Below are 13,514 nucleotides of genomic sequence, written 5' to 3'. Positions count from 1 at the left end.
GCTAGCTGAGGGTGGCCGCGCCCATGACCCGGTCGAGTTCGTCTCGCAGATCGTCCAAGGTCATGGGCTTGGGAATGTACCCGTCCATGCCCTCGTCCAGAAACTTCTCCCTGTCGTCGAGCAGGGCGTGGGCCGTGAGGGCGATGATGGGGATGGCCGTGTTGCGGCCGATGTCCGTGGCGTCCCTGATGGCGTTCATGGTCTCAAGGCCGTCCATGTCCGGCATCTGGATGTCCATGAGCACGCAGTCGAACTGGTGGTGGCGCAGCAGCTCCAGCGCCTCGGGGCCGGAGCGGGCGGCCATGGGCCGATGCCCGAGCTTTTCCAGGAACCGCTCGGCCGCCAGCCTGTTGACCGCCTCGTCCTCGACCACCAGGATGGAGTAGGACGCGGCCCGGGGTTCGCCCGGGGTGCTTCTGGGCTGTGAGCTTTTGGCCGACCGCGGCAGAAAGAGGTCGTCCGAGGCACCGGCCTGGACCGAGAAGACGGCCAGCGTACCCAGGTCCGGCTGGCTGTCGAGGCAGATGGCCCCGCCGAGCAGGGCGACGAGGCGGCTGACGATGGGCAGCCCGAGGCCAGCCCCGCCGTATTTGCGCGCGTACGAGCCGTCGGCCTGGGTGAAGGGGGCGAAGACCTCGCTCAGCCGGTCGGGCGGGATGCCCATGCCCGTGTCCTCCACGGTGAAGACGAGGATGATCCCGCCCGGGGTGCGTCTGTCGTTCACGGCCGTGATCTCGACGCGGACCGAGCCGTGGTGGGTGAACTTGAGGGCGTTGCCCACGAGGTTGAAGAGAATCTGGCGCAGCTTGCCCTGGTCGGCGCACAGGCCGGGCGGGATGGCCGGGTCGATGGAAAAGAGAAGCTCCACCCCGCTGTTGTCCACCTGGGTCTTGAAGACGCGCATGACCGAGTCGGCCAGCATGGGCAGGCTGAGCCCCTCGTTGCAGACGCGCACAGCATCGGCCTCGATCTGGGAGAGGCTGAGCACGTCGTTGAGGATGGCCAGCAGGTTGCGGCCCGAGGTCTCGGCCGTGGTCACGTACTCGGCCTGCTCGGGCGGCAGGTCGTGATCGCGCAGCAGGCGGAGCATGCCGAGGATGCCGTTGAGGGGCGTGCGTATCTCATGGCTCATGTTGGCCAGGAACTGGGACTTGGCCACGTTGGCCGACTCGGCCAGCTCCTTGGCCGACTCCAGGGCCTGTTCGGCGGCGCGCCGTTCGGTGAGGTCAATGTGGACGCCAAAGGCCCTCAGCGGCCTGCCCGCATCGTCCCACTGGAAGACACGGCCCTTGTCCATGATCCATTTCCAGCGGTTGTCGGCGGTGAGGATGCGGTACTCGCTGACGAATTCCGGTGTTTTCCCTGCGAGATGGTCGTTGAGGGCCTGGATGACCGCAGGCTTGTCGTCCGGGTGAACCAGCGCCTCCCAGCTGGAGTAGAAGGGCGGGAAGGCGTCGAACGCATAGCCGAGCATGCGGGTGAATTCCTCGTTGAAGACGATCTCCCCGCCCTCGATGTCCCAGTCCCAGGTGCCGATTCCGGCCCCCTCGGCCGAGAGGCGGTAGCGCTCGGCGCTGCGCCTCTCCTTTTCCATGGCCGAGACCTCCCTGCGCACCAGGGCGCTGACCACCACAAAGGCGAAGACCGCAGTGAGGGCCACGTAGAACCACCCCTTGTAGGTCTGGAGTGTGGCGTAGGCTTCCAGGTCCTGAACCATGGCCCAGAGCAGCCTGTCGGACAGGACGATCCACAGCCCGCCGAACACGGCGTAGATGGCCGCCGCCTTGAGTGCCGGGAGTATGTATCGTCTGCGGGTGTCCATGGCCGTTTCGCCTTGCTTGAGTGTCGCCTTATCTTGACACATTAGCAAAGCCCGTGTCCGCGCGCCACCAATAATGCGGCCAGAGAAGGCGTGTGGGAACGGCGGGCAAGGAAGCCGTCGGGTCAGCAGCAGCCGGGTTTGACCCTGTCGCCGGTCAGTCGTGCGAGCCAGACGCCCATGATGTAGGAGGCGCAGCCCACTCCGGGCCGGACATCCACGGCCGAGACCGGGCAGTTGCGGCCGCAGGCCCCGCACTCCATGCAGGCGTCGAAGTCGATGATCACGGCCTTGTGGTCGCGCAGCGCAAAGACCCGGTGGGGGCAGACGGCCACGCACATGCCGCAGCCGATGCAGGCGTCCGCGTCGAGTCGCAGGGTGGCCACGCCGTCGAGGTAGCGGTAATCCTTCATGATGCTTTCCTTGTCACGCAAAGGGGGCGGCCAGCCAGACGCTCAGGGCGATCAGGGCCGCGCCCGCCTGGATGGGGATGGCCCGGCGCATTTCCTTTTCCACTCCGGTGGGCGAGGTGTAGGGGGTCGAGCCGGTGAAGTTCATGGCCAGGTACGAGGCCACGGCCGTGCTCCACAGGACCAGTGCCGTTCCTTCGAGGAGGCCGGGGGCAAAGGCCAGGGCGTTGATCATTCCGGCCGCCGCCCCGAGCAGCGCGCCCTTGGGCGAGAAGTGGCGCCAGGGCAGCCTGGGCAGGAGCAGCGGCACGGCCACGCAGCCTGCCGCAATGCCCGCCAGGGTGGCGCAGGCTGCGGCCAATCCGCGTGACCACGCCGCGCCGGGCGAAAAGATGTCCGGCCCGATGCCCGAGAGCAGGAAGCAGGCGAGCAGGGCCACGACCAATGGCTTGCCCAGGAGATACAGTTCCACCGGGATGAGTTCGGCCCGCTCGCGCAGGGTGAAGGTTACGGCGCGCATGGCCTCGTCCGCCGTGTTGTCGGCCTTGATGAAGGCGGGCAGGTCCGAGGCGCGCACAGGCCCGTAGACCGCCGAGAAGCCGCAGCTGCGGCGCAGGACATGTGCGGCCACGCCCGTGGCCCCGAGCTGGGGCAGGATCAGGGTGCGGTGGGAGACCACCTCGGCCAGCCGGGTACGCGTCACGCTGAAGGCCACCTCGTCCGTGGAGAACAGCTCCTTGCCCGCGGCGCACCAGATGTTGATGCCGCGAGTGTCCGCCACCAGCAGCCAGACGTCGAGGCCGCAGAGCTCGCGCCGCACCGCGTCAAAGGTCAGCTTGTAGTTGCCGGTGACGATGACCGGCGACGCGGCCGAGGGCGAGCCCACGCAGTAGAGGCCGGGCACCACCTTGAAGTCGTTGCGGCCAAAGCCGATGCGCACCGTGGCCGTCTGGAACCGGTCGCGGGCCGAGAGGCGGGTGCGCACGCGGGGCACCGGCCCGGCAGGCGTGTCGAGAAACCCGTCCACAAAGGGTTCGAGGGCGTAGCCCGGGCGTTCGTGGACCCCGGCACGGGGGTCTGGTTTGGGGCCTCAGCAGGGCGCGTCGCTGTTCAGGTCGGCCGGAGGGGCGCAGGTTTGCGGCGAACATGCGCCCACCGGAGCCATCAGGGAGTCCAGAGGAGGAGTGCTGTCGCAAGTGGTTTTATTCATGGGAAATTCCGTGTTGTCGTTCATTCGTCTCCCCCTGTCCCGGGCTGGTCCAGCATGGCGCGCATGGCCTCGGCCAGTCGCTTGAGTGCGTTCCGGTCCGCGCAATAGCAGGTTCTCGGCCCCTCGACCTCGCCCCGCACCAGCCCGGCCTGCTTGAGCACCTTGAGGTGCTGGCTGACCGTGGACTGGGCCAGGGGCATGACCTCCACGATCCCTCCGCACAGGCAGCGGTCCTCCTGGAGCAGATGGGCCAGGATGCGGATGCGCGCCGGGTGGCCCAGCGCCTTCAGGCCCTCGGCCAGGGCGTCGCTGTCCAGGCGGTCTGACCCTGTCGGGTCCGCCGCCTGCAAGGGGAAGGGGGTGTTCTGTTTCATCGCCAATCGACGATAGGCGATGAATGAGTGGGTGTCAAGGGGGCTACCGGCTTGTCGGCGACGGGTTCGGCGGCGTCTGGCCCGGTATCTGGGCGTCCTGTCCGGCCAGGGCCCGGGCGCGGCGGTGGCGGCGGATGGCCCGGACCGAGTCGATGGTGTACAGGGCCAGCCCGGACCAGATCAGGGCAAAGGTGAGCAGGTGCGAGGGGCCAAAGGGCTCGTTGTAGACGAAGACGCCCAGGGAGAAGGCGATGGTCGGCGCGATGTATTGCAGCAGGCCGATGGTGGTCAGGCGCAGCCGCCGTGCGCCGAATGCGAAGCCGATCAGGGGCAGGGCCGTGGCCGCGCCCGCGCCCACCAGGAGCAGATCGATGCGCGTGTCGCCCGCCAGGAAGCCGCTGGCGCCCGCGACCTGGAGGTGCAGGACATAGAGCAGGGCGGCCGGGGCCAGGACCATGGTTTCGAGAAACAGGCCGGGCAGGGATTCCACGGCCGCGATCTTGCGCAGCAGGCCGTAGCAGGCAAAGGTCACGGCCAGGGTCAGGGAAATCCAGGGGAATTCGCCGTAACCGACCACGGAGTTGGCCACGCCCAGGGCGGCCAGCCCGATGGCCGCGGTCTGCAAGGGGTTGAGCCGCTCGCGGAAGAAAAGGCACCCGAAGAGCACGTTGACCAGCGGGTTGATGTAGTAGCCAAGGCTGGTGGCCAGGACATTGCCGTTGTTCACGGCCCAGATGTAGATGAGCCAGTTGACGGCGATGGTCAGGCTGCTCAGGCTCAGGATGAGCAGGTTGCGCGGCGAGCGCAGCGGGGCAAAGGTCTCTGCCCAGCGATGCTTGAAGGACAGGATGGTGGCGATGAAGATCAGGGACCAGAGGATGCGGTGGCAGAGGATTTCCAGCGGGGCCACGCCCTGGACCGACTTCCAGTAGACCGGGAGCAGTCCCCAGGCGAGGAAGGCGGCGAAGGCGGCCAGAAATCCGGCGGTGATCTCGCTTTGCGGTCTTTCGGTCATGGTCGGCTTGTCGGTTGGGGTGAAGGCGTCCTGCGCCAGGAGGGAAGGCTACGCCTGCGACCCGGCGCGGTAAAGCGAAAAAATCACCGCCCGGCCGGACAGTTGCGGCAGTCGCGGCAGTTGCGAAGGGGGGGGTGTCGCGATGGTCCGACCGGGTCATTCTCCGCCGAGCATGGCCGAGGCCATCTGGCCCAGGGTGCGGATGCCGTGGTGCAGGGTGTCGCTGAAGGGCGCGCCGCAGCTGAGGCGGATGTATCCGGCAAAGCCGTCGCCGGTGGAGAAGATGGCCCCGGGCGCGATGCCGATGGACCTGGCCCGGGCGCGGAAGAACAGTTCCACCGAGTCCACGCCGCCGGGCAACTGGAGCCAGAGCACGGCCCCGCCCGCAGGATGGCTGACCCGGGTGCCGGGCGGAAAATGGCGGCCCAGGTGGAGCTGCATGGTGTCCATCTGCCGCTCGATGGCCGTGCGCAGCCGCTTGAGGTGGCGCTCCATGCGGCCCTGGCGCAGATATTCGGCGATGGCCATCTGGGCCGGGGCCGAGGTGGAGACATTGGTGGTGGCCTTGATCTCCAGCACCTTCTGCCGGAACCGGCCGGGCAGCATCCAGCCCACGCGATAGCCCGGGGCGAGGGTCTTGGAAAAGGACGAGCAGAGCAGGACCAGTCCGGCCCGGTCGAACTGTTTGTAGGTGCCGGGCCGGGTGGGGGTGAAGTGCAGGTCCGTGGACACGTCGTCCTCCACCAGCGGGATGGCGCGGCGGGCGAGGATGGACACGATCTCCCGCTTGGCCGCGTCCGGGGTCAGGCTGGCGTCCGGGTTGTTGAAGTTGGGAGCCAGGACGCAGGCCGCGATGTCGTAGGCGCACAGGGCGCGGTCCAGGTCCGCCGGGTGCACGCCGCCATCGGGGTGGGAGGGAATCTCCACGGCCCGCAGCCCCAGGGTTTCGAGCAGTTGCAGGAAGCAGTAGTAGGTGGGCGACTGGATGAGCACCGTATCGCCCGCGCGGCAGACCGAGCGCAGGGCCAGATAGAGGGCCTCCATGCAGCCTGCCGTGACCACCGGCTCGTCAGGAGCGGTGGCCATGCCGTGTTCCATGGAGCGGAAGGCGATCTGGCGCACCAGCTCCGGGTCGCCGGGAATGGGCGCGTAGCCCATGGCCCGGGCCGGGTCGTCGCGCACCACGGCCGCCATGATCCGCGACAGTTCCTTGCGCGGCAGCAGCTCCACGCCCGGCGCGATGACACCAAGGGGCACGATGTCGCTTCGGCCCACGGATTCGAGCACGGTCTGGATCAGCCCGCTGCGCGTCACCGGACGCGGGCCGTCGTGGCGGCCGGATTCGGCCCGCTCGGTGCGCGGCAGCCGGACCGCCGGGCGGCGGACAAAGAACCCGGAGCGCGGCCGCGACTCGATGACCCCCTTGCGCTCCAACTCCACATAGGCCTGATTGACCGTGGAGATGGACACCCCGAGGTTGGCGCTCAGGGTGCGCAGCGAGGGCAGCCGGTCGCCAAGGCCGATGGCCCCGGCCTCGACCATGGCCGTGACATGGCGCTCCACCGCCTGATAGCGGTATGGCGTCCCGTCGCCCGGCAACGGGGCGTCACCTGTCTGGTGGTCGATGGTCGTGTCGTCGCGCATGGCCGCTCTCATGACCGGGAATTGTGGCCGAGAATTGTAACTCGCATTCTGTTCCGTATGAAAATTGCAAATTCTGTATCTGTACCGATGGCAGATTTTCCCCTTTACTGCAAGGCCTGGGCAGGACAAGACACCGGCATGCGGGAGAAGAGGGAAATGATCACGAAAAGCATGGAAGGGGAGGGCGCGCGGGCCGCGTGGCTCTCGGGCGTCAAACAGGCGCTGCCCATCGTCATGGGCTACCTGCCCGTGGGCGCGGCCTTTGGCGTACTGGCCCACAAGACCGGGCTTTCCGCCCTTGAGACCGTGCTCATGTCGCTGCTGGTCTACGCGGGCTCGGCCCAGCTCATCGCGGTGGCCATGTTCGCCGCAGGCATGCCGCCCGTGTCCATCGTGGCCACCACCTTTGTGGTCAATCTGCGCCATCTGCTCATGACCGCCTCGCTGACTCCGGGGCTCAAGGAGTGGCGGCAGTGGCAGCTCGGCCTCTTCGCCTATCAGGTCACGGACGAGACCTTTGCCCTGCACTCGGCCCGGTTCGCCCGGGGCGAGACGGACCGTACCACGGGGTTTGCCATCAATGTGACGGCCCACGCGGCCTGGGTGCTGGCCTCCGGGCTGGGATATCTGGCCGGGGCGGGCATCCCGGATGTCCGGCCTCTGGGGCTTGATTACGCCCTGCCCGCCATGTTCATCGCCCTTTTGACCATGCAGGTGCGCAACGGGCTGCACGTCTTCGTGGCCGGGTTCACCGGGCTGGCAGCCATGGCCCTGATCCAGGCCGGGGCCGACAGGTTCAGCGTGATCATCGCCACCATTGCTGGCGCAACCTTTGGCGCGGGAGTGGAATCATGGATGAAGCGGCAGTCCTCCTGACCATCGTGGGCATGACCCTGGTCACCTATGCGCCGCGCGTGGCCCCGGTGCTGCTCCTGGCCTCGCGCGCTCTGCCCGGGCCGGTGGTGCGCTGGCTCTCCTATGTGCCCACGGCCGTGCTCTCGGCCATGCTTTTTCCCTCGCTCCTGCTCCCGGCCGGCGGCCTTGACCTCGGCCTGGACAATATCTTCCTGTGGGCGGCCCTTCCCGCCTTCCTGCTCGCCTGGAAAACCCGCAGCTTCTTCGGCACCGTGGCCCTTGGCATGGGGCTGGTGGCCGCGGGCCGCTGGCTCCTTGGATGACCCCTCCTGCGCGGCCGTGCCCGGCCCGCATCTAATAATGGATTTACCGGCCGGTTTCAGGTATCGGTGACGAGGCTGCGGCGCTCGCCCCGGGGGGGGTGAGCATCGTGCAGGCCCGGCCGAATTCATTGGGGGTTTCGTGGGTATTCGCATCGCCATCCTGGCAGCGTTGATCTGCCTGTCCGCGCACGTCCCGGCAGCGGCCGGGAAGGAACCGGTGCGGGTGGGCTATTACGATCATTCGCCCATCGCCTTCACCGGCCCGGACGGCGCGGCCGAGGGCCTTGTCCCGGACATCGTGCGGGCCATCGGCCTGGGCCTTGGCCACGACACGGTCTTTGTTCCGGGCACCCGGGCCGAGTGCCGCGACAGACTCGTCTCGGGCGATACCGACATCTGCGCGGGCCTTCCCTTTTCCTACGCCGACGGAGGCGTGATTTTTTCCGACAATTCCATCGTTGCCGACTGGGGCGCGGTGTATGTGCGCGATCTGACAGTCTCGGGCCTTGAGGATCTCGACGGCCGGGTCGTGGGCTATGGTCGCGACTGCTCCCACATGGAGGCCTTCAAGCGGCTGGTGGGAAAACACGGCGTGGGCGTGACCCTGCGCATGTACGACACCTGCCGCGAGGCGCTGGCCGCCGTGGGCAGGGGCGAACTCGACGCCGCAGTGGCCAACCGGCTGCTCGGTCTGCGCCACCAGCGCGAGCTGGGTGTGCAGGACACGCCGGTGTTCTTCGATCCCGTGAGCCTGCGGCTGGCCGCGAGGTCGGACAGGGCCGATCTGCTGGCCCCCATGGACGCGGAGTTGGGCAGGCTCCGGGCGGATCGGGACTCGGCCTTTCACCGGGCCATGCGCGTCTGGCTCTCGCCCGCTGACGAGGAGTCCGGGCTGGGGGCGGCCGCCTTCTGGACCGTGGCGGCCGTGGTGGCCCTGCTGGCCGTGGCCATCATGTGGCTTGGCCGACGGCTGTTCATGACTTCCTTTGAGGCGGACCGCACCGGCAAGGCCCTGGAGCAGGAGACCGAGATCCGCAAGCGGGCCCAGAGCGCCCTGTGGGAGAGCGCGGAGCGCCACCGGGCCATGTTCACCGACAATCACCTGCCGCTCCTGTTCGTGGACTCGGCCAGCGGGCGGATCAGGGAGGCCAACCCGGCGGCGGAGCTGTTCTACGGCTTCGGGCCGGGGCAGTTGGTGGGCATGGGCCTGGAGGGATTGCGGCCGGACTCTCCGTCTGATCCAGGTGCAGACGGCCCTGGCCACGAAGGCCCGGATGGGGGCAAACGGCTGATCACCCGTCACCGGCTGGCTGGCGGCCGGGTGCGCGACGTGGAACTCTTTGTCAGCGCGGTCCATCTGGGCGAGACGGGTCACGATCTGGTCACCGTGCTCGACATTTCCGAGCAGGTGGCTGCGGACAGGGCGCGCCGGGAGATCGAGGAGCGGCTTGATCTGGCCGTGCGCGGCGGCGACCTCGCCTTCTGGGACTGGGACGTGGGCGAGGACCGGCTTGTCCTGAGCGAGCGCTGGGCCGGGCTCCTGGAGTGCGATCCCGACCGGCTGCCCGGACGCATCGAGGACTGGTACGACCGCCTCCACCCCGACGACGCGTTGGCCGTGCGCCGTGAGGTGGAACGCAGCCTGTCCGGGGAAACCCCTGTGTTTCAGGTGGAGTATCGCGTGCGCACCGATGCCGACTCGTGGCGCTGGCTTTCATCGAGGGGCCGTGTCTTTCATAGCGGCCCGGATGGCGGCTCCCGGCGCATGGTCGGCATCGCCCACGACGTCACCGAGCGTCGGCGCGCCGAAAACAGGCTGGCCAGCATCAACACCTGCGTCCTGGGGTTCACCGCCGACCCGGACGAGAACATTTCGAGCCTGTGCGGCCTGATCCGCGAACTGCTGGGCGGCCAGGTAGGCTGCTACAAGCGGTTTGGCAACGGCGGCAGCGGCTGTGTCAGCCTTCGCGGCGTCAACGCCTGCGCCCTGAGTGCCGACTGCATCGACGAGGGAATCTTTGCCGCCATGGCTGCCGAGGGCAAGCCCGGGGTGTTCCTTGTGCGCCACCTCGCGACCTCGCCCTATGCCGCGCAGCCGCCGCTCGTGGACAACGCGCCCCCGGCCACTTTTGCCGGAGAGCTGGTCTTCATGGGCGACAGGCCCCTGGGCGCGCTCTACGTCCTGTTTCGCGGCGACTTCGAGCCCACCGAGAACGACGAGCAGCTCATGGGCATCGTGGCCGCCACCATCAGGGTTGAGGAAGAGCGCAAGCTCTCGGACCGGCAGCTGGTCAGGGCCAAGGAGGCGGCCGAGTCGGCCAATCGGGCCAAGAGCGAGTTCCTGGCCAACATGAGCCACGAGATACGCACGCCCCTCAACGGCATCTTCGGCATGCTCCAGCTGGTGGGCGGCACCCGCCTCGACGACGAGCAGCGCGACTATGTGGACACGGCATTGAACTCGGGCCGCAGCCTGCTGCGGGTCATCAACGACGTGCTCGATTTCTCCAAGATGGAGGCGGGCATGCTCTCGCTGGAGAGCGAGCCCATGGATCTGCGCCACGTGGTGACCGACGTGCTGGAGAACTTCACTGTCCAGGCCGCCGAGCAGCAATTGCTCATGGCCGTGGAGGTGGACGGATCCGTGCCGCCCATGCTGGTGGGCGACGAGGCGCGCATCCGCCAGATCCTCTTCAACCTCGTGGGCAACGCGGTCAAGTTCACACCATCGGGCCGGGTGACCGTGGAGGCCTGGACCCAGCCCCTGGACACCCCGGGCGAGATGCGCCTCTTCCTGGCCGTCAACGACACCGGCATCGGCATTCCGGCCGACATGCTCGCCGCAGTGTTCAACGCCTTCTCGCAGGTGGACGGCTCCCATACCCGCAAATACGGCGGCACCGGCCTCGGCCTTGGTATCGTCAAGCGGCTGGCTGGTCTCATGGGCGGCCAGGTGTATGTGGAGAGCGACGAAGAAGGCACGCACATCCATCTCTTCATCAGGGTCCGCGAGGCCGACGAGCAGGGCCGCTCCTGCGATCTGGTGGCCCATATTCCGGAGAGCGTGCGGCCCCTCACCGTGCTCCTGGTGGAGGATGAGCCGGTCAACCGCGTATCGGTGCTGCGGCTTTTGGAAAAGCTTGGCCACCGGGTGGTCACGGCCGAGGACGGCGAACAGGCCCTGGACAGGCTCCGCTCCGGGGATTTCGACATAATCCTCATGGACATCCAGATGCCCGGCATGGACGGCCTGGCCGCCACCAGGGTGATCCGGGACGACGAAAGCCTTGGCCCCAAGGCGCGGCTGCCCATCGTCGCCCTGACAGCCCACGCCATGAAGGGCGACCGCGAGAAGTTCCTGGAAGCGGGCATGGACGACTATCTGGCCAAGCCCGTGGATTTCACCGATCTGATCCGGGTCCTGTCGAGCCTGACGCCCCGGCGAGCGGCCCAACCCCGGGCTTGACCCCTGCGCCCGGCGTGGTATGGAAGCGGGCGCCCTGACTGGCCGTTTGAAACGTCTGTTGAGGCAGCCCGCACCTGGAGGAGAGCGTGAACACCGAGACCATGACCCTGAAGGATCTGCTGGTGACAGCCGCCAGCCGTTTCCCCGACCGGCCCGCCCTGAGCTTTGTCGGCGAGGAGCCCATCACCTACGCCCGGTTCATTGATCTGGCCCACGACATGACCACCCTGCTCGCGGCCAACGGCGTCAACCCCGGCGACAAGGTGGCCATCATCGGCGAGAACATGCCCAACTGGGCCATCACCTATTTCGCCATCGTCTCCTCCGGGGCCATCGCCGTGCCCATCCTGCAGGAATTCCACGTCAGCGCCGTCCACCACATCCTCAGGCACTCCGAGGCCAAGGTGGTGGTGGCCTCGAACCGCTACATGCACAAGGTGGAGGAAGGGAGTTTTTCCAACCTCAAGACCGTGGTGGTCATGGATGATTTCTCCGTGGTCGATGAGCATGAGCAGCGCACCAGCTTCGAGGAGGCCGTGGAGCGCGGGCGCGAGCGGTTCGAGAAGTTCAGCGATGCCGCCCGGCGGTTCATCGAGCGCAAGACCGGCAAGGGCGACTCCGGCCTGACCAGCGACAGCGTGGCCGCCATCCTCTACACCTCGGGCACCACGGGCCACTCCAAGGGCGTGGTCCTGACCCACGGCAACCTCGTCTCCAACGTCATCGCCGGAGTGGCCACCATCCCGATTTACGAGACCGACCGCTTCCTGTCGGTGCTGCCCATGGCCCACACCTACGAGTGCACGGTGGGCCTGCTTGTCCCGGTCCACTGCGGGGCCTCGGTCCATTACCTCAGGAAGCCGCCCACGCCCAAGACCCTGCTGCCCGCCATGGAGCAGGTCCGGCCCACGGTCATGAACGTGGTCCCCCTGATCATCGAGAAGATCTACAAGAGTCGGATCAAGCCCAAACTCTCGCGCAAGGGCATCATGGGCGGACTGATGAAGATCGGTCCGGCCCGGCGCAAGGTCTCGCGCATCGCGGGACGCAAGCTCATCGAGGCCTTTGGCGGCAGCCTGCGCTGCATGTGCATCGGTGGCGCGCCCCTGTCGCCCGAGGTGGAGCGCTTCCTCGGCGAGGCCGAGGTGCCCTATGCCATCGGCTACGGCATGACCGAGACCTCGCCGCTGTTGGCGGGCGCTCCGCCCACCCGGCAGCGCTTCCGGGCCATCGGCCCGCCCCTGCCCGGCATCGAACTGATGATCGCCGACCCGAACCCGGCCACGGGCGAGGGCGAGATATACGCCAAGGGCCCCAACGTCATGCGCGAATACTACAAGGCCCCGGGCGACACGGCCGACACCTTCACCGAGGACGGCTGGCTCAAGACCGGCGACCTCGGCTCCATCGACGAGGACGGCTACCTCTTCATCAAGGGCCGCCTCAAGAACGTCATCATCGGTTCCAGCGGGGAGAACATCTACCCCGAGGAGATCGAGTCCATCATCAACGGCTGCGACCATGTCATGGAGTCCATGGTCTACGATGCGGCGGGCAAGGTCTCGGCCCGCATCCACCTCAGCTACGAGTCCCTGGACGAGGTCTTCGGGGTCAAGAAGATGATCGAGTCCGAGGTCCGGGCCAAGGTCCAGGGCATCCTTGAGGCCGTGCGCCAGGAGACCAACTCCAAGGTCTCCACCTTCGCCCGCCTGGCCCGCGTGGTGGAGCAGGTGGAACCCTTCGAGAAGACCCCCACCCAGAAGATCAAGCGGTTTATCTATCTGGATAACTGATCGGTCCTTGGCCTCGCGACAAGGCCCGCATCAGGCGGTTGGCTGATGATATAATCGTTGCAGTTTGATATATGTATTGATAAGTTGCCGCCATGAAAACAGCGAAAGATTTCAATTTTGGTTTTACACGTACCAAGATTTTCGAGATGGTAACTGCTCTTTGCCCGGTCGGGAGCAAAGTGCTTGAGTATTCCTGTGGCGATGGACGGCTTTGTGCCGGCTTGCAGGAGGTCGGTTATGAAGTCACCGGGACCAATTATTCAGTGTATGGCAATACAGATAATGCCGTGAAAATAGTTAATGGAGTCGATCTGACAAAGAAAACTCCATTTGATGATGAAAGTGTCGACTGTGTGATCATTTCAGAGACCATTCAGAACATTCCAGATCATGTTGCAGTGTATAAAGAAGTTGAACGAGTCTTAAAGAAAGGTGGGTTGTTCATTCTGACAACGCCTAATATAATGAACATCAAGTCCCGCATCCATTTTTTTCTGACTGGATTTTTCAAGGTTAAATGGAACTTCATCGGTTTTGATGTGCCAATAGAGAGTTCTTTTGGTTACCACAACCACCCTGTGCATTTGCCTGTAGAATTATACTAT

Annotated in this window: 11 protein-coding genes; 5 read left to right on the top strand and 6 right to left on the bottom strand. The window is 66.4% G+C overall.

Annotation, left to right across the window (positions count from 1 at the left end; genetic code table 11):
* Nucleotide 1: 1 nt before the first annotated feature.
* From QQS14_RS01920 to QQS14_RS01895, 6 genes are all read right to left on the bottom strand, one after another.
* Complete coding sequence (locus QQS14_RS01920) at nt 2-1,822, bottom strand: PAS domain-containing hybrid sensor histidine kinase/response regulator (protein WP_285905200.1); 1,821 nt, start codon at nt 1,820-1,822, stop codon at nt 2-4.
* Between the two features lie 122 nt (nt 1,823-1,944).
* Complete coding sequence (gene hgcB, locus QQS14_RS01915) at nt 1,945-2,232, bottom strand: mercury methylation ferredoxin HgcB (RefSeq protein WP_285905199.1); 288 nt, start codon at nt 2,230-2,232, stop codon at nt 1,945-1,947.
* Nucleotides 2,233-2,245: 13 nt separating this feature from the next.
* Nucleotides 2,246-3,343, bottom strand: coding sequence for a mercury methylation corrinoid protein HgcA (hgcA, locus tag QQS14_RS01910; RefSeq protein ID WP_285905285.1), 1,098 nt, complete (start codon nt 3,341-3,343; stop codon nt 2,246-2,248).
* 116 nt (nt 3,344-3,459) lie between these two features.
* Complete coding sequence (locus QQS14_RS01905; protein WP_285905198.1) at nt 3,460-3,813, bottom strand: ArsR/SmtB family transcription factor; 354 nt, start codon at nt 3,811-3,813, stop codon at nt 3,460-3,462.
* A 43-nt stretch (nt 3,814-3,856) separates the two neighbouring features.
* Nucleotides 3,857-4,828, bottom strand: a complete 972-nt coding sequence (gene rarD / locus QQS14_RS01900; RefSeq protein ID WP_285905197.1) for an EamA family transporter RarD — start codon at nt 4,826-4,828, stop codon at nt 3,857-3,859.
* 156 nt (nt 4,829-4,984) lie between these two features.
* Nucleotides 4,985-6,472: an aminotransferase-like domain-containing protein gene (locus QQS14_RS01895; protein WP_285905196.1), complete on the bottom strand. Its 1,488-nt coding sequence runs from the start codon at nt 6,470-6,472 to the stop codon at nt 4,985-4,987.
* Between the two features lie 156 nt (nt 6,473-6,628).
* Between QQS14_RS01895 and QQS14_RS01890 the strand changes: the two genes are divergently transcribed.
* From QQS14_RS01890 to QQS14_RS01870, 5 genes are all read left to right on the top strand, one after another.
* Complete coding sequence (locus tag QQS14_RS01890; protein ID WP_285905195.1) at nt 6,629-7,348, top strand: AzlC family ABC transporter permease; 720 nt, start codon at nt 6,629-6,631, stop codon at nt 7,346-7,348.
* The gene (locus QQS14_RS01885) at nt 7,324-7,650 is read left to right on the top strand and encodes an AzlD domain-containing protein (RefSeq protein ID WP_285905194.1); all 327 of its coding nucleotides are present in this window, start codon (nt 7,324-7,326) and stop codon (nt 7,648-7,650) included. The genes QQS14_RS01890 and QQS14_RS01885 overlap by 25 nt, the downstream gene beginning before the upstream one ends.
* Nucleotides 7,651-7,789: 139 nt before the next feature.
* A complete protein-coding gene (locus QQS14_RS01880) occupies nt 7,790-11,116 on the top strand; it encodes a response regulator (protein WP_285905193.1) in 3,327 nt (1,108 codons plus the stop codon).
* Between the two features lie 101 nt (nt 11,117-11,217).
* Complete coding sequence (locus QQS14_RS01875) at nt 11,218-12,909, top strand: AMP-binding protein (protein ID WP_425607906.1); 1,692 nt, start codon at nt 11,218-11,220, stop codon at nt 12,907-12,909.
* Between the two features lie 92 nt (nt 12,910-13,001).
* Nucleotides 13,002-13,514: class I SAM-dependent methyltransferase (locus QQS14_RS01870; protein WP_285905191.1), on the top strand; the 513-nt coding region annotated here is incomplete at its 3' end.

This window comes from Pseudodesulfovibrio pelocollis, from assembly GCF_030282845.1.
Lineage (GTDB): Bacteria > Desulfobacterota > Desulfovibrionia > Desulfovibrionales > Desulfovibrionaceae > Pseudodesulfovibrio > Pseudodesulfovibrio pelocollis.
This window is presented reverse-complemented; position numbering and strand designations above follow the sequence as displayed.

Coding starts and splice junctions, on each gene's coding strand:
- hgcB (WP_285905199.1), bottom strand. CDS start 2,232: ATGAAGGATTACCGCTACCTCGACGGCGTGGCCACCCTGCGACTCGAC.
- QQS14_RS01905 (WP_285905198.1), bottom strand. CDS start 3,813: ATGAAACAGAACACCCCCTTCCCCTTGCAGGCGGCGGACCCGACAGGG.
- QQS14_RS01895 (WP_285905196.1), bottom strand. CDS start 6,472: ATGCGCGACGACACGACCATCGACCACCAGACAGGTGACGCCCCGTTG.
- QQS14_RS01920 (WP_285905200.1), bottom strand. CDS start 1,822: ATGGACACCCGCAGACGATACATACTCCCGGCACTCAAGGCGGCGGCC.
- QQS14_RS01875 (WP_425607906.1), top strand. CDS start 11,218: ATGACCCTGAAGGATCTGCTGGTGACAGCCGCCAGCCGTTTCCCCGAC.
- rarD (WP_285905197.1), bottom strand. CDS start 4,828: ATGACCGAAAGACCGCAAAGCGAGATCACCGCCGGATTTCTGGCCGCC.
- QQS14_RS01885 (WP_285905194.1), top strand. CDS start 7,324: ATGGATGAAGCGGCAGTCCTCCTGACCATCGTGGGCATGACCCTGGTC.
- QQS14_RS01890 (WP_285905195.1), top strand. CDS start 6,629: ATGATCACGAAAAGCATGGAAGGGGAGGGCGCGCGGGCCGCGTGGCTC.